This is a genomic window from Halosimplex yunnanense (assembly GCF_054504345.1).
On record NZ_JBTJEL010000024.1, the window covers coordinates 57,062 to 73,065 of the forward strand.

Here is a 16,004-nt window from a genome sequence, read left to right on the forward strand (position 1 = left end):
TTGTTAGTAGCTTCCAGGGTCGTTCTCGGTCCGCCGGTAGGACGGCGTCCCGCTATCTTCGTCGCTATTCGTGCCTCTCGCTGCCGCTTTCTGGGCGACGGCGTGTCCCGCAGCGGCTTTTGGCCCCCACCGGGCTGCGGTCGTCGCGACGCCGGTGCCGGCGACGTAAGCTCCGGCGGCTACGCCTCCGATGAGAGCCGCTCCCTTGGTGGCACCCCCGAGGACTTTCGCCGTCAGTGGCGTCGCGTACTTGAACGTCTTCCACGTGACATAGAGGGCGATGAGCGGAAGGGAAGCTGCGACGAGATACTTGAGAAACGCTGATTCCGGCGTCAAAGCTCCGCCAGAGTAGAGTAAATCGTATCCTTTGAGAACGATCGCGGCGGGCAGAGGGAGAACGGCTAATGGAACGAACCGTTTGCTGAAGCCCATCGCGACATCAGAGAGAACAGGGATGTTCCCATACGCAACCGCGAACGCGATGGGCATTCCGTATAGGTAGACGTAGAGGAGAATCTGGCGAATGTAGAATAGAGCCTCGAGTGCCCACATCGAGATCCCCCCGATGAGGGCAAAGAGCAGACTGAGTCCAGGATTAGTGATTGAAGCCGTGATGAATTGGAGCATAGCAGATGCGAGCGACGAAAGCTCCGGCATCAGGGCAATCGTGAACCCATCAACAAGGTACAGTGCGAGGGCTCCAATCCAATACCACGTTATTATCAGGAACGCCCCGACCCAGGCAGTTTTCTTGGTCTTCCGAGCCTCGTACGCACTCCCGATATTGAAGATACGGATGGTATGGCGCCCCTGAACGCTCATCACGAGGAGCAGGAGAGAAATCAGCATGATTTCACCACCGATGAGGCCCTCTTGAATCGCTGGCCAAGGGGCGTTGCTCGGCTCTCCGAAGATGAATGCTCCATCGGTCTGAGGGGTCGGACTCCCAAACATCTCCTCGGTCAGAGTCTGATACCCTGACCGAAGCCCGTCCATGAACAGACCGATGAACCAGTCGACGACGTCTTTGAATCCCTCGAGAACGACGTCTATCAGGTCCACCATCGTTAGGTCTCCGTGATTGAAACCTCGCAGTCACTCATATCCGTGGATCCGGAGTACTGTACATCGAAGGATTTCGACACCTGGTCGCTGCCAACCTGAGTTCGGACTGTGACGGTGAACTGGCCGCTGTTCCCGTCCGGGGAGCATCCCATTCCCTCCTCAGATTCGGAACCAAACGGGAACGAACTACTGAACAGGTCGGTCGTTTCTCCCGGCGAGATCACCACCTGCTCGGTTTCATACATCCCGCTACCTCGGGGATCTTCGACAGGGTTTGGAACATCACCGGAGAAAATTAACTCGACAATCGCTTCTGGTCCGCTTCCGGTGTTTTCGACGGTGACGTACGCTTCCCCGTTCTTTAGCCGATCTGTCTCGGTATCTCCGTAGACTTCGTCCCACGGCTTATCAGGGTTATTCCGGTAAAGACCGACCTCTTGAATTCCAATTTCCGGCTGAATCAGTGAGGAACTCTCGGATAGCGTTTCTTCACCGCTGAGGGCCACGACAGTATACTCTCCAGGCTCGTATGAAGTTCCGATCTCGAAAGAGACCTGTTGTGACCCAGCAGCGGTTTCTTGTTGACCGAACAGTTCCCCATTCGGCTGGACGAGGTTGATCTGGTCGACTCCCTCCTCTGAGGAGTATTCAACGACGAGTTCTGTCCCCTCTACAGTGACTTGCTGGATTATTCCTCCATCATTAGACGGTGTTGAGTTCCCGCCACCCGGGGAATCGCCGTTGTTGAGGCATCCTGCCACGCTCACGAGAGCGGCGCCGGCGACTGTTCGGAGGGCGGTCCGTCTGCTGAGGTGGGGATTGTTTTGAGTCATGGGTTTTGTCCAAAGATGTCTTCTGGGCCGAGCATCCGCAGGAGGCGCTTGCCAGCGTAGAACATCACGAAGAACGGCAGGAGCTGCCAGCCGACCTCGAACACCAGCGCAAACCAGCCGTCGATCGTCCCTAATGGGTGCCAGCGGGCCGTCGCGGTATCACTCACGTACGCCGGGTCGTGACCGAGCCACGAGCCTGGGTGGTACCGAGCGGTGTAGATGCCCGGTTCGTCGATGGTCACGATTGCCACCCCTGAGGCGTTGGTCTCGACGCGCTGATCCGCGACTGTGATGTACCCGTTTCGGGTGGTGCCGCCGATTGGATATTGACGGCTATCGTCGAGCGTGATGGGAGCGCCGGTCTGATTATCCCGAAGTTCGACTCTGAGCGTTGCTTGCGACTGATTCTGCTGGATGACCTCGACAGTGAGATTACTGCGGCGGAGCTGCCGCTCGGAGCCGGCGTCCGGCTCAACGATTGACGCATTCACGCCACGGACGATTCCCGCAACGTGCAGTGCCTCTCGATCGACGTTCTCGGCTCGAACGGCGACGCCGTACGTCGTCGTATACGACTGGTTGATGATGTCGATATTGATGTTCTCACCGATGGTCCCAACTGGAGACGGGCGGTCAGTTCCCCAGGTTTCGATGAGTTCGGGTCCGTCTCGAACCGGCTCGGCACGCGGCCCGATCCGCGAGGGATAAGCGTGGACGTACACTGGCATTGCGCCTGACTCGACGGTGGTGCTATCCGTGCGATTCGACCGAACGAGCGTGTCCCAGTTGGTGTTCCGAGCGGTGTAGAACCGCCAGATGCCACGGACCCGTGCCTCACCGTCCTCCGTGAGCGTGTACCCCTGCCACGGCCGCGACTGGAAGATGGCCACGCCGGCGTCGCCGTTCGGATACTCGGCGTAGTAGGGGTACGCCGAGAGGTCGTAGATCTCGACGGCGATCGAATCGGAGACGTTGCGTGATTCCGTCCGATAGGTGACGTCGACATCAGTCCGGTCACCCAGGTCGGTCCTGACGGTCTTCTTCAGCCGGACGCTTATCTCCGCTTCCAGCGTGAGATTCGCACTCCAGTCATCCTCGATCTGGTAGTCGAGGGCAGGCGTGTGGGACCCATCCTGGGTCGCGATGGTCTCACCGTCCTTCTTCAACCGGACTTCCTCAATTTCGTGCTCCGTGAGCGACCACGAGATAGTCGTGTTGCCAGAGGAACTCCCATTGGGGACGCGCACACGATAATCGACGAAGCCCCGCATCGTCCCGTTCGGCGCGATATACAGTGGGGTTTCACCGGACTCGAGGTGTCCACGAGTAGAGGGCTGGACCGCGAAGATCGTCGCGTGAGCATCCTCGATGAAGACGCCGTCCTCGAGGTCTGCGTGCGGGGGGTGGACGGACGTATCTGGGCCACCGGCGTCGAGGTCCTCGAAGTCGTTCCGCGTCCACGTCGCCGCGGTCGCTGGCGGCTGTTTGAATGTAACGTCCGTCCCGTTGGCAACCTGATGGACGGCGGAGCGATTCTCGCCGTACCGCTGGCGGTACTCTTCTTGGCTGATGTAGTTGTCCGCATCGCGGGACCAGAGCGTTGCCGACTCGTTCTCGGTGAGCCCGTTGTCTTCCGTGCCGGGCCGCGGCGGATCGGCGGCGACGATACCCGTGACTAAGCTCGTCAACAGCAACCCGGCCATGAGGACGGAGAGCTCTCGGTGGTTCATAGGGCTCGCAACGGGGACTGTGGGGTGGTTACCAGGGGACGAGGTCGACGCATTGCGCCAGCGGAAGGCCCATCATCGACCCGGCGACCGTGTACAGCGGGCCGAGGACAACGAGGACGACTGCGGACTTCATCGCCGAGCGTTTGTGGCGCTTGAGGCCCTTCTTCTGCTCAGGGTTCAGGGTGAACATCTCGATGAGGGAGTCTGCCTGCCAGACGATGGCGAGGCCGACGATTCCCAGCGCGGTTGTCAGCTGGAAGAACCCCTCAATCATGCTCGGGAGGTTGTCCGCACTACAAACTGCGTTACTCTGCGCGGCGACCGGCTGGACAGCGAACAGGCTCAGCAGGACGACGGTGAGCGCTGCCTGCCGAGGGATTGTCCCGGTCAGCAGTGACTTGTTTTCAGTGCTAAGCTCAGGGTCGGAGGAAGTCTGGTCCTGTAACATAGCGGGTTAATCATCCGTGGCGTCTCCAGCCGTTGGCTGGCTTTGCTGGTCGTCCACGAGCGACTGGAGATCAGCGAAGCGGTTGGTGTTTTCAGCGATCTCTTCGAGTGTGTAGCCCTGCTCACGGGCCCGTTCGAGGAGGTCACGGAGTTCATCAGGGTCGACGCCGCGGACGTCCATCTCCTCGCGGAGGGCACGGCGATAGAGGGCGGAAGCGTTGATGTGGTCGTTCCACATCAGGTACAGATCATCGATGTCTTCGATGGTGACTGACCTTGTAATCATACATGCGGGTATGTGTCTGCACCGGTTGAGTCCCGGTACACATTGGCGCGGTAGATGGATGATACCTAAATGCTTTCTGGCTATCAAGTGGTGCAAGTTTGTCGAGTAAATTATAACCAAATTACTTGTTGCTCTCGTAGAAAAGAGCTTAACCAACAGTGGCACACACGATTGGAAGTTTGTTGGTTAAGAGTGAGAATCAGCTCACTTACTCGAGCTCCACAACTTCGCCGCTTCCCTCGTCAAGGATTTCTCGCACTTCGGCCAAGAGTTCCTGTCCTTCCTCGTGGAGCTGTGTGCCTTCTTCGAGATCACACTCGTCCGCATCGAGCTGTCCAATGATTTCCTCGACACGACTCAGCCGGTCGCGGATTTCTGAATCGTTTGCCACGCTTAGATCACCCCCAGCCACAGCCCGGTTATGAGTAACAACAGCAACAGCAGCACAGCGATTGCGGCCTTGTAGTAAACCGGGGCAACACCCTCTGGTGCGGCTGCCTCGTCGACTGCTTCGGCGAGTTCCTGCTCGTGTTCGTGCTCCTGCTGGAACGTTTCGTACTCAGCTTCGAGCTGTTGCTCCAGCGGCTTGACTTCGCTCGCGAGGAACTCCTCGCGAGAATTCACGATATACTCGCCGGCGGCCGTCGGCGTGATCGTCGCGATGTCCGCCACCTGATCCGCGATGAGCCGGTCGTCGGTGTGTCCGATGGCGGTCACGATCGGCGTGTTCGAGGTGAAGATTGCCTCCGCCACTCGCTCGGTGTTGAACGCCTGAAGGTTCGAATCGCTCCCACCGCCACGGCCGACGATGATCGCGTCGACGTCCTCCGAGCGGTCGAGATGGTGGATGCCGTTCGCGATGGACGTCGGCGCGTTTGACCCTTGGACGGTTGCGTCCTTCACCACGATGTCGACGGTCGGGTCCTGTTCGTGGATCGCGTTCTGGATGTCGTACCGGGCGTCTCCCCGAAGGGATGTGACGACACCGACCCGCTCCGGGAACGCCGGTGGTTGCTGTTTCTGCTCGTCGTCGAACCAGCCACGCTCTTCGAGTTCACTTCGCAGTCGCTCCACGGCAGCCGCCTGGTCGCCGTCGCCGACGACGATCACCTCCCACGGTTTGAGGTCGATTTTCCCACCTTCGACCCAGTAGTCGATATCACCCTCGAGGATGACTTCGGTGCCGTCTTCGAGGTCGGCATCCATCTCCCGATAGCGGTTTGCCCAGAGCATACAGGGGAGCTCGGCGTCGCCGTCGGTGAGCGTAAAGTAGAGCGCCGTACTGTTCTGGTGGAGGTCAGTGACTTCGCCAATACAGCGGACGCCGTTGAGGGCAGGCGTGTCCTGGACGACCGACGCGATCCGGTCGTTTAGCTGGGACACGCTAAGGACCTCTCTCGCACCAGGTTCGACCGCCTGCCGTTCGGTATCCGGTACGTCCGCCATTTCGTTTCCTAACTTCTGAGCAGGAACCTCAAAAAGCTACGTTCGAGTGACGGGGTAGGCTGCGTTACGCAGGCCTACAGATCGCGGGGCTGGACCGTCTTCCGGTCGTTGGACTCGGCACGCTCGGAGGCGTCGTCGAGCAGTTCGGCGACCTCTTCGTTGAGGGTGTCGTAGAAATCTGCCGAGACGTTGTTGTCCGCGAGTGCGTCTTTCACGGCTGCTTTGACGATTAGGTCAGACATTCCATCGCGGACTTCTCTTGTCCACCATATAAATGTTCGAAGTTCTTACGCAGGATTCTCGCCCCGTCGTATCGAATATTGGTATTTGAGCACCAGAGAGAACATATGCCACCCCTCAAAAATAGGGAATGAACGGATGCACGATCTAACTGGGTTCCAGCGGGACATCTTGTACGTGATCGCCGGGCTCGAGGAACCACACGGGCTCGCAGTAAAGGGCGAACTCGACGACTACTACGAACAGGAGATCAACCACGGCCGGCTCTATCCAAATCTCGACGATCTCGTCGATAAAGGCCTCCTGGAAAAAGGAGAGCTCGACAAACGGACGAACGTATACACGGTCACGAAACGCGGATTGCGGGAGATCGAGGCGCGACGTGAGTGGGAAAGCCAGTATTTAGCAGACGTGAACGCACCCACTACGTCGTAGAAACAGGCGAATAGAATTCATTGGCTCAATTGAGTCTATGAGGAGAAAGAGAAAGAGACTGCTCCTGCTAATCAGCCCTAACCCAGATCACCGAATAGTTCCTCATGCCGTTCTTCCAACTGTCGAATCGACTCCTCCCGCTCACCCATTGCATCCTCCCGATGATCCTGAAGCGCCTCAAAGAACCAGGAATAGAAGCTGTTCAGAACGTCTTGGTATGAGTGCATCTCCGCTTGGATATCAATCTCTTCACCCAACTCCTCAAGATACTCTCTCGGCTCTGGGTCGAAATCACCGTGATTCAGCAGTTCGTCTCGCGACACAACTATGCCAAACCGAACCCCTTCCTCTTCCTCGATTAGCGTAATGTCAATCGAGGGGAGACGGCTCTTCACCATAAAATGCCGAAGCTGCTGGAGGAACTCCCACCGTGTTTCGATATCGTGCTTTCGCTTTCCTTTTTTGTAGATGTCATCAAACTCGTTCGTACCGTACTTGTCAGCGCGCTTGATCCGTTGTGTCTGCTTGATGAGAGTGTAGACCGACACAACGTAGTTGTGATACCGGCGTAGATACTCCTGGAGAAATGCATCCATGTCGCCTTTGTCCTTCTTCAGCTGGATGTTCAACCCCTGATCTCGAAACCATTGGTCCAGCTCGTTCACTTCCTCAAAATTCCGATTAACGGTGTATATTGACCGTTTCAACCGACGGAGTTCATTCGCAATTTCCGTTCCCTCGGTCTCCTCCAAATCCTGCAAAATATCCCGGAAAGCGGAGTTATCGTCCATATCCGTTTTTGTGGCGGAGTGGTTATAAACCACTTCAGAAAGAAGGACTCAACAAATGGATTTCTACGTACCACATGACGGTGATGTAGACGATGAAGAGCTGTACCAAGACATCGTCTACTACCTCGAGGAACATCTTGACTACTCAGTACAGACCGACACGAGGTACAGCTATCTTCGGTTCAAAGACGATGGCGACATCTATGAAGCAGAGGTCGGCGAGGTGTTCGACCCAGCTGATGAAATTGTTGTAACCATCTTTGAGGGTGGGTTCGTGTTCTACATCTGCACCCAAAACAAGGGAACGCCCGGTTCGGACGAGGGCCCAATTATTGTGGAAAAGGGCGGGACAGTTCTCTATACCCGAGAGTTTGATGGCTACTAATTACAGCTGTTCCGACGAGATGAGCCGCCAAGACTGCGTGATGTCAACATATCTACTATGATAGACCCGAGTATCCTTTCCAGCAACATTCTCGGTGGCGTCATCGCCCTCATCGTCGCCGTGGGAGTGTCTAGATGGGAGCTCAACCGACAAGCAAAAGAGAAGAAACAGAATTGGTACAGAGCTGTTCACAACACCTGTGTTCGTGCCTACGGCAGTCGAGATGTCGACCACCGGGGCGTCGATGACGCAAAACTGACTGAGTACGCACAGCTGTACCAGGCGTTCGCCGAGCAGATCGAGACTAACCTCGCGGAAGCCCCTACGGACGAAGTGAATTTACCTTTGTTTAATGCACTCCAGAATATCCAATTGGGTTGTATCAGATTCGCGCTTGAAGTTGACACGCCGAACCCGCATAAGCAGTTTCTGCACAGTCGCCACGAAACGATTATTGATTTCTGCCAGATTTCGATGTACATCATCGAGGTCGAGAAGGATCCAGACATCGAGTATCTCCACGAATTGGAGGGGAAGGAACTGGAGGAAGCGAAAGCAAAGTACGAGAAATTCAGCGAAGGGACGTTATACGAGGAGCAAAACGACCGAGTGAGAGATACGATGCGAAAACTGAGTGAGTTAGACGAGTAGTCGGCTACTATGCCAGAACCTAATGCTTTGAAAATGCGGCTCCGATTAGGTGTGACTATCAACCTCTTCTAGTGCTTCAGTTGCGACGTCACCGAGTTCACCAGCTTCAATATGTGAGTACCGTTCTCTCACCATCTCCTCAGAGTTGTCTAAGTACCGAGCAGCAACAGTGTAGCCAAACGCACGGACGAGGACCTCACCCATCCCACGTCGACCACCGTGCGGAGCAAGGTAATCGTGTTTTGGATGGTCGATATCGAGCTCTGCGGCCTCCGAGAGTCGTTGGAGAATCGACCGTGCGCCGTCCGTCGTGATCGACGGTGGCCGGATGTCCCCATCGAGCGCTAGCAGTAGGTCGCGGGCGTACTTCGCGCGGTGCTCAGCAATTGCCTCCGGGCGATCCCCTCGTTCGGCTAGCTCTTCCTGGACGAGCCCCGCGAGCGTCCGTTGATCGAACGTCGGGAACACCGGCCAGCGCTCCGTGGGTGGGTCCATCAGCTGGCGATAGCTTCGCAGCGGTGAAATCACCGGATCGGGGAGACTCGCGGCGTCCCACTGCTGTTTCTTTCGGTAGACGTCCATACTCCCGTCCTTGAGGGAGATGTCCTCCCAGCGGACGCCGCGCCGTCGCGGGTCGTTCGGATCGCGGAGGAGTTCCCCGACTCGGACAGCTGTGTACGCGAGGACGAACACGAGCGCCCGGTCACGAGCCGCCTTCAGCGCCTCGTAGCGGGCTCGTTGCTCGTCGAGGGGATCAGTATCCTCCGGAAGTGTCGTGTACGCCTCGACAGCGTCACGGGCCTGTTCATCGACGTGGCGGGTGATCGCGTGACGCTGCTCGGACGTCCAGGCCTGCTGGTCGCCGGGTTTGCGGCCGTCGTCCTCAGGGAGCGGCGCCATCGCACTCGCCCGCTGCGCGTAATGGGCTTCGAGGTAGCCCTCGTTGACGCACCAGCCGCACCAGGCAGAGATATAGCGGTAGTAGGTTTGTACAGTATTCTGCTTGAGGCCCCGATCGCCGGCGAGATGCCGGGCGTACTCCCGGAAGACCCGTTCATCGAGGTCCTCGAAGGTGGGCTCTCTGTCGACGTCGTCGGGGATGACGCCGGTCCAGTCATCGTCGCCACCCTCACCGGCGGCCCACTCGGCGAACCGCTCGAGCTCGCGGGCTGCGTTGCGTCGGTAATTCCCGCCGTCGCCACCGCGACCTTTCCCCTTGTCCTGGAGGTACCGCTCGAAGCTGTCGTCGAGCGTCGTCGATAGGGCCCTGTCAGGCATCCACCGGCCCTCCACCATCCTGCGGGCCCGGTCTCGGTGGCTCTACCCCAGGGGAAGCGTCGTCGTGAGGCGGTTCCAACATTCGTGCTTCACCGACAGCGGCGGGGTACTTCAAAGTGGTCGTGATTACCGGCGTAATCAGGACCAATAGGAGTAGAAGGCCATTATCCGATATTCCCACGATAGAAGGGCCCTACTTACCAATCACTGGGTTTGAGAGAATAATAAACTGTATATCGCTATACTAAAACTGCAACCGGCGGTAGACTCAGCCTCGACAGTAATCGCAAGACTGCAACCCAACCAATCCACACAATCTACATTATGTGCGATATGTGCGAAATCTAAATAGTAGAGAAAATCGGGCAAATCCAGGGTTAGTCGTTCGAGACCTGCTCGCTAAGCATCTCCACAATTTCCTGGACACGTTCCTCATCAGCTTCGATGCCACGCTCTCGGAGTATCTGGAGGGCAACCTCGTCACCGTGGTCCGCGATTACTCGGAGACACGCATCTTGGAACTCTCTTCCCTCAAACTCGGGAACATCAAACATTGAGCAAGCGGCAGCCACTGATGAACGCATCCGGGTGACGCCATTCCACGTCTCATCCCGGACATAGAAACCGTGCATATCGGTCTCGTCAAAGGAGAATGCCGGCCCACCAGTCGATTCATCGGTATCCTCTTCGTCCGAATCAGGTACGGACTCTGTCTTCGGCTCTGCGTCAGCAGTAGCTATCTCCTCATCCGGTTTTGGCTGATCATTTTCGTCAGTACGTTCGTCGTCGTCCGGTTCTACCCCTTCCTCCGTTTGTTTGAGCTGTTCAGCGACGTCCCCGAAACGGTCGTCCTCATTAGGCATGGCTGTGTTCCTCCACGAGGTCCGCTAAGTGGTCGAAATTCGGGATTTGGTCACAGTCTTCGTCGAACTCCGAAACAGGCATTCCTTGCTTGAAGGCGCGAGAAATCGCGGTCCGTTCGCGAATTCCTGGCTTCGGGATACTATCGATTGTGCGTTCCGAATCATCGAGGGCATCGAATACCTCCGGTTCGACACGAGCGTACTCAGGGACGAACGAACCAAATTCTCGGTTGAGATTCTCAACGAGTGTCCGATGCTCGTTGTGTTGCCCCATAGTTTCTCGAATCATATTCGGGGTAACTGCGAGGATATCTAGCCCAATATTCTGCCGTATTGGGGAGATCTGGCGTTCAATCATCTTATTGAGGCCGTTGATCGAACCAGCGCGGGGGATCAGCGGGACGATGACGCGCTGGACAGCGATGAGGGCATTATCGGATAGTTTCCCTCTGCCGCCTGCGGCATCAATTATCACGTAGTCGTATCCGTTTTGGATGAGTGGATCGACGACGTTCCGCCGTAGCTTCACGTCGGCGAATCGTTCGTCCTTCAGCCTCGTTTCAACGTTCTCGAGCTCGTTGCTCGACGGGAGAAGGTGAACGCCGAAGTCCGTCTCGATAAGCAGATCTTCAGGGTCCTCACCGTCGATGAGGGCGTCGCCGAGGTTGGCATCCCGGTCGTACGCATCGTCGTACCCCAGCTGAGTCGTCATGTGCCCGTCCTTATCCAGATCCAGTAGTACCGTCTCATGGCCACGAGCAGCAAGTCGATCAGCGATGTTGAGTGCGATCGTGGATTTTCCTACGCCACCCTTGAGCAACGAGACAGCTGCACCGGGAAGTCCTTCAAACTCGTCAGCACTCATGGGTCAGCACCCCGTAGCAAGTAGATTTTGCACATTTTGTAAGCAATTTACGTTGTGCAGATATTGCACGTTTTGCTAATAACGTGGGTTTTGCTCTGGCCATACGCGGCTAATGAAGCTCACCCACCATAATAATTCGTCAGACGGATTTGGAGCATTATCAACATATCTCACATTGTGTACATTATGTACGATATCCTCGCAACCCCCATAAGCCACGATCATAACCAAACTCACACAATCTAAATAATTTACATTGTCCACATATTGTACACATTTCCCATAATTACCGCCACCACACTAAGCACCGATTAGCGCGACACACGCAATGTACATTTTGTACATTATTAACATTATAGAGATTGCCTATGATATCTACATGATCCAGTCGTTCATTAGAAGGGGGTCAGAGTGGGGAGCTCAGACAAACACGCTCTAACCAAACATCCAGTAATACTTTTAACTGTTACCGGATTATTGGTAACCACCAGATGTACGAGGTACTCGACGACACGGCGGCGCAGGTCATCCTCGCCATCAACAGTGGTGACTCCATCCGCCGTGTCGCCCAACACCTCCACACGCCGTACGAGACGGTGAGACAGGCCGTCAATCGGCTTGAAGACGCAGGCTACGTCCACTATGATGACGGCCTCTCCGTCGTCGACGAGCGCGTGAGGGACACCGCACGCGAGCTCGTCGCTGCCAGCGCTGGCGTCAGTCCCCCCTCGATCGAAGAGGCGTACGTCCTCCCACAGTTCGGAGACTGGCCGTTCAGCTTCACGCGGATTGACGCCGTCTACGTGTGGACCCAGGGCGGCTACCAGGTCGGTCGCGAGCCCAACGACTATCCGCTATTCTTAGCCGTTCGTGAACAGGACGTCGACGACTGGGTGGCGTTTTTCGAGTCGTTCGACCTCCCCACCGCATTCGACCGACAGCCCCGAGACGAGTTGGACGGACCGCTACAGATCGTCCTTGAGCCACGCCCGTCACTCGACGTCGCTCACGTCGAAGGGTACCCAGTGATCCCGAGAGCAGAGACGATCGAGTATATGCGCGAGAATTACGCCCAGTTCCAGTCGGCGCTCGCGATGCTCGACCGGATGTACGAAGACCTTGACCTCGGCGTCGCGTATCGTGAGACGGAACGGGCCCAGACATGAGCTTTAACAACCGGAGTGACGCACTCATCGAACTGCTCGAGGAGCTCACGCAAGCGGGGCACGAGTATGTCCTTGTCGGCGGCTACGCTGTCTCCGCGTTCAATGCTCGCTTCTCCACAGACCTCGATATCGTCGTCGCACCGGACTCCAAGGCTGAATTCGCCGAATTCCTCGAACGACAAGGCTTCGAAGAAACGGACAGCCACGCCAAGGAATGGTTCTACGACACCGAAGTGATCGAGTACGAAAAGCGGCTCACACCGCAACAGCCGATTGGGTTCGATCTCTTGGTGAACGGCCTCGGGTGTCGCCAGACGGAGGCACAGTGGTCCTTCGACTATCTGTACAATCACAGCCACCAGCAAGAGGTGAGCGGAGGGACGGTGACGACGACGGCCAGAGTTATCGATGGGGCGGTTCTCGTCGCGGCAAAGCTCCACAGCGGCCGTGAAACCGACCTCCGGGACGTCCTAGCAGTGGCAGAAGAGATCGACCTCGACGCTGTCACGCCCCACCTGCGGCGAGGAGACGACGATGCGCTGCGGGAGCAGCTTGAGCGTGGACTGGAAATCTTGGAGAGCAACGAACTCAAGCACGGATATCGGAGTGACTTCGGGGCCTCAGCTGTCTCAGAAGAAACGGTCACCGCCCTTCAAACGTATCTGAGAGAACAGGTGAATAAATTGGATTGAGAGGTAGTAATGGCTGTAGACTATGCCGCGAACACTTGATTGTCGAATGGTCGCATGATTACTCTACTAAGTCCATCATCAGGCGAAGTTCCGATTGAATATCCACCATCTGATCCAGGCCCCAATTAAACTGCTCTTCAACGCCAGCGTCAGTAAACCGAAGTGACGCTCGTACGTCCCGACTCTGGTCGTGTTGTAGAAGTGCGAGAGCATACACAAGCATCTAAGGTCGATAGTGCTCTGCGAGTTCAGTCGACGTCGTCGATGAAAGGTCGTTTGTCTTGTAGTCAATAATGTGGTAGGCCTCTGGTGTAACGAGCAGCCGGTCGATATCACCGACGTCGTGTTTGGAACGACCTCCAAACCCTCATCATCCAACCTGTTACAAGCCGTTCACGAGATAATCGTTCTGTCCAACTCTCGCTCCCCACGGACAACCAGCAGCTCTCAAAACAAGCGGGCTCAGTACTGGCGGCACTGACGACCCAGCTCCGTTCATCAGTCGCTACAGCCGCCGTAATCGCATCCGGCACGACTCATCAGCTCTACCAGCCCACCTAGGTTCGCCCACTTAATTAGCCTCCAACACACGACAATTCACGTCAATGCAGAGTCTCGTCTACACAACCAGTGGGTCGAAATACGGTCTCGAGATTGCCGTTCATGAGCTGATAGCTAGCAACGATTCAAAAAATCCCCATCAGTAATCTGTTATCTATGCTAATTGTCGCCGGATCCGCTGGCAGCTCCTGCTACTTCGAAGAATCCGATGAGATCGCGATCCGCGATCCGGCGGGAGCCAAACATGAAGTCGCGTCCAAGGTTCCGGTTGAGATGACTGCATGAGACCTCTGACGTAAACATACAATTGAAGCACGTGGATCCGTCGCGACTGCAGACCGGATCATAGACACAATTATCTCCATCCTGACTGATTTGCTCCATCAGATCATCAAGCCCGGACTCGACCAGTGCATGCATCCCTCCGAGACTGAAGTCAGTTCGCTGGTTCGTATAGGTGATAAAAGACAGCGACCGGGGCAGCAGGTACTCTGAGAGACTTGTCCGCTCCATTCCGATAATCGACGTCCCGAACTTCAGCACTTGGTGCGAGAACGAATGCACAAGATGATAGACAAAGTAGCTAATTACAGCAGCCGACTCATCCAGTGAGATTGTATCATACTCAGGAATCGGCGTCATATTTTCAGCCAACCAGCCCCGGATCTCCACTTCTGACCACGCATCATAGCCCTCCGTTACCTCTTCGGAATGCTCTGCAGTAAGCCACTCTGCTATCTCCTCGGCAGTCCACTCGGGCTGCACCGGAATCCCTCTCTCGTTCGGACGACTACTCTCCTGAATCTGCTCGCGCAGCATATTCCCCAGTTCCGTATCCTTCTCACTGTTAGCGAGCAACCACTGCATCACCCGCTCTGGCGATAATTCAAACCGGACGGCTTCCGTCCGCACCGTATCAACGAACGCCGGTGTTTGTGACGACTCAACTTGCCCACTTTCGAGCTCAGCCTCATCAGCGTTGAACGACACAAGCACGGATTCAGCAGGCTCCCGGCCACCCCTGCTGTACCCAAAGACAACACTCGTAATCGGGAAATCCTCGATCAACCCAACATCAGAAATGTTGCGGGCTTCCAGTGCTTGCTCAACTTCATCTGCCTCATCTCTCAGTGACTCACGCGCGCGCAGATCCGCGTCGCCACGATCCAGAATCACGTCCGTTGCATTCCGGATCTGTAACTCAGACGTGATTGCCAGCTGTTCATAGAGCTCTTGGACGGCATCCATGGCGAACTCGTATTCCGCCGCATTCTCAGATTCAAGCCCCGAAATGAGCTCAGGAACGAACTCGCTTACCTGCTCACGAATGCTCGCGCCTGACTCATCCAACTTCTCCAGATCCTCTTTCACATCTTCAGCAGCTTCGTCTAGACCCCGGTCCTGAAGATTTTCGATCATATTTTCCAGCTCTTGACGCTCAGTGCTGGCCTTGGTTTCCTCGATATCGATCCGGCTGATACTCTCGTCGCTCAGTCCGAGATATTTTGCCAGCACTGCGATTGCTTCACCGGTGGAACTGAGGCGATTGTCGCCAGTGCTTGAGACGCTAACGAGGTTGAAGTAATGCGGCTGGTAGACGTTGCTCCCACGGTGAACGTTGAACGACAGATATTGGGAGTCGAGGTCGCAGTTCGCTCCACATGCCTGACTAAGTTCTTCGGCAGCGCCACAGTTCATGCAGACCCAGCGGAAGTTCTGTAGCCGTTGACTTCCGCGTGTGTTTAGCTTCCATCGCTGTGAGCCACACGTACAGTTCCCCGGTTTGGCATAGGGGTTGTCACTCTGGGATGGCGCCAGTGATTCCAGCTGGCCGCATTCATGGAAGCCGACGAACTGCTCTTGGGAGATATCTCCTCCACACTCGTCGCATTCGAGGTCACTGTTGCGGTACGCAAGCTGGTTGGACGACTGGTAGAAGTGCGCACGCCCACACTCATTATTCTCGCATGTGAACAGCAGGGGGAAGAAGTCGGTTTTGACCTGTGTCGGCGTCAGGAACGTATAGTTATCCGCAAAGTCCGGATAGCCCTGTGTTCCGAGTGACCCGTCTTCCTTGTTCCACTGCCGCACTCGTCTGATAATCTGTTCGCCGAGATATTTCTGATCAAGTTCCGTCGCCTTCTCTCCGCGAATCTCCGCAACTTGATGGATCCCGAATCCTCGATCGTAGTCAAACGTGCTATTGGGGAGGTGGTTGAACAGTACCTGTGCTTTTCCGCGCCCCATGTAGTCGTCTTCGTTAGCCATTG

At 56.1% G+C, this 16,004-nt stretch carries 18 protein-coding genes and 1 pseudogene; 5 read left to right on the top strand and 14 right to left on the bottom strand.

Going from position 1 to position 16,004, the window contains the following annotated elements:
- Positions 1–3: 3 nt before the first annotated feature.
- The 8 genes from AB2U09_RS01140 to AB2U09_RS01175 form a co-directional block, all read right to left on the bottom strand.
- A complete protein-coding gene (locus tag AB2U09_RS01140; protein ID WP_459190853.1) occupies positions 4–1,065 on the bottom strand; it encodes a TrbL/VirB6 family protein in 1,062 nt (353 codons plus the stop codon).
- 2 nt (positions 1,066–1,067) lie between these two features.
- Positions 1,068–1,898, bottom strand: coding sequence for a hypothetical protein (locus AB2U09_RS01145; RefSeq protein WP_459190854.1), 831 nt, complete (start codon positions 1,896–1,898; stop codon positions 1,068–1,070).
- Entirely contained in the window at positions 1,895–3,628 is a 1,734-nt protein-coding gene (locus AB2U09_RS01150) for a DUF8186 domain-containing protein (protein WP_459190855.1), read from the bottom strand. The genes AB2U09_RS01145 and AB2U09_RS01150 overlap by 4 nt, the downstream gene beginning before the upstream one ends.
- 28 nt (positions 3,629–3,656) lie before the next feature.
- A complete protein-coding gene (locus tag AB2U09_RS01155; RefSeq protein ID WP_459190856.1) occupies positions 3,657–4,076 on the bottom strand; it encodes a DUF7985 family protein in 420 nt (139 codons plus the stop codon).
- Positions 4,077–4,082: 6 nt separating this feature from the next.
- On the bottom strand, positions 4,083–4,361 hold the full coding sequence (locus AB2U09_RS01160; RefSeq protein ID WP_459190857.1) for a hypothetical protein: 279 nt from the start codon (positions 4,359–4,361) through the stop codon (positions 4,083–4,085).
- A gap of 208 nt (positions 4,362–4,569) precedes the next feature.
- Positions 4,570–4,752, bottom strand: a complete 183-nt coding sequence (gene xseB, locus AB2U09_RS01165) for an exodeoxyribonuclease VII small subunit (protein ID WP_459190858.1) — start codon at positions 4,750–4,752, stop codon at positions 4,570–4,572.
- Positions 4,753–4,754: 2 nt separating this feature from the next.
- Positions 4,755–5,807 carry an exodeoxyribonuclease VII large subunit gene (gene xseA / locus AB2U09_RS01170; RefSeq protein ID WP_459190859.1) on the bottom strand — a complete coding sequence of 351 codons (1,053 nt, stop codon included), beginning with the start codon at positions 5,805–5,807 and terminating at the stop codon, positions 4,755–4,757.
- Between the two features lie 74 nt (positions 5,808–5,881).
- Positions 5,882–6,049, bottom strand: a complete 168-nt coding sequence (locus AB2U09_RS01175; RefSeq protein WP_459190860.1) for a DUF1931 domain-containing protein — start codon at positions 6,047–6,049, stop codon at positions 5,882–5,884.
- A gap of 136 nt (positions 6,050–6,185) precedes the next feature.
- Between AB2U09_RS01175 and AB2U09_RS01180 the strand changes: the two genes are divergently transcribed.
- A complete protein-coding gene (locus AB2U09_RS01180; protein WP_459190877.1) occupies positions 6,186–6,482 on the top strand; it encodes a PadR family transcriptional regulator in 297 nt (98 codons plus the stop codon).
- Positions 6,483–6,559: 77 nt separating this feature from the next.
- Here the strand turns inward: AB2U09_RS01180 and AB2U09_RS01185 are convergent, their stop codons facing one another.
- Positions 6,560–7,273, bottom strand: a complete 714-nt coding sequence (locus tag AB2U09_RS01185; protein ID WP_459190861.1) for a hypothetical protein — start codon at positions 7,271–7,273, stop codon at positions 6,560–6,562.
- Between the two features lie 55 nt (positions 7,274–7,328).
- On the opposite strand from AB2U09_RS01185, the gene AB2U09_RS01190 reads away from it, so the two are divergent.
- Positions 7,329–7,658 carry a hypothetical protein gene (locus AB2U09_RS01190; RefSeq protein WP_459190862.1) on the top strand — a complete coding sequence of 110 codons (330 nt, stop codon included), beginning with the start codon at positions 7,329–7,331 and terminating at the stop codon, positions 7,656–7,658.
- A 57-nt stretch (positions 7,659–7,715) separates the two neighbouring features.
- The gene (locus AB2U09_RS01195) at positions 7,716–8,309 is read left to right on the top strand and encodes a hypothetical protein (RefSeq protein WP_459190863.1); all 594 of its coding nucleotides are present in this window, start codon (positions 7,716–7,718) and stop codon (positions 8,307–8,309) included.
- Between the two features lie 45 nt (positions 8,310–8,354).
- On the opposite strand, the gene AB2U09_RS01200 is transcribed toward AB2U09_RS01195, so the two are convergent.
- The 3 genes from AB2U09_RS01200 to AB2U09_RS01210 all read right to left on the bottom strand — a co-directional run bounded on the left by AB2U09_RS01200 (position 8,355) and on the right by AB2U09_RS01210 (position 11,315).
- Positions 8,355–9,587 (bottom strand): tyrosine-type recombinase/integrase, encoded by a 1,233-nt coding sequence (locus tag AB2U09_RS01200; RefSeq protein WP_459190864.1) that lies wholly within the window; start codon positions 9,585–9,587, stop codon positions 8,355–8,357.
- Between the two features lie 377 nt (positions 9,588–9,964).
- Positions 9,965–10,450, bottom strand: coding sequence for a DUF7970 domain-containing protein (locus AB2U09_RS01205; protein ID WP_459190865.1), 486 nt, complete (start codon positions 10,448–10,450; stop codon positions 9,965–9,967).
- On the bottom strand, positions 10,443–11,315 hold the full coding sequence (locus AB2U09_RS01210; protein WP_459190866.1) for a ParA family protein: 873 nt from the start codon (positions 11,313–11,315) through the stop codon (positions 10,443–10,445). The genes AB2U09_RS01205 and AB2U09_RS01210 overlap by 8 nt, the downstream gene beginning before the upstream one ends.
- A gap of 491 nt (positions 11,316–11,806) precedes the next feature.
- Between AB2U09_RS01210 and AB2U09_RS01215 the strand changes: the two genes are divergently transcribed.
- Positions 11,807–12,481: a helix-turn-helix domain-containing protein gene (locus AB2U09_RS01215; RefSeq protein WP_459190867.1), complete on the top strand. Its 675-nt coding sequence runs from the start codon at positions 11,807–11,809 to the stop codon at positions 12,479–12,481.
- Entirely contained in the window at positions 12,478–13,173 is a 696-nt protein-coding gene (locus AB2U09_RS01220) for a nucleotidyltransferase domain-containing protein (protein WP_459190868.1), read from the top strand. The genes AB2U09_RS01215 and AB2U09_RS01220 overlap by 4 nt, the downstream gene beginning before the upstream one ends.
- A 58-nt stretch (positions 13,174–13,231) precedes the next feature.
- On the opposite strand, the pseudogene AB2U09_RS01225 reads toward AB2U09_RS01220, so the two are convergent.
- Both AB2U09_RS01225 and AB2U09_RS01230 read right to left on the bottom strand, forming a co-directional pair.
- Positions 13,232–13,513, bottom strand: a pseudogene (locus tag AB2U09_RS01225) (PD-(D/E)XK nuclease family protein); the annotation flags it as partial.
- Between the two features lie 380 nt (positions 13,514–13,893).
- Positions 13,894–16,002: a DUF8724 domain-containing protein gene (locus AB2U09_RS01230; protein ID WP_459190869.1), complete on the bottom strand. Its 2,109-nt coding sequence runs from the start codon at positions 16,000–16,002 to the stop codon at positions 13,894–13,896.
- Between the last annotated feature and the right edge of the window lie 2 nt (positions 16,003–16,004).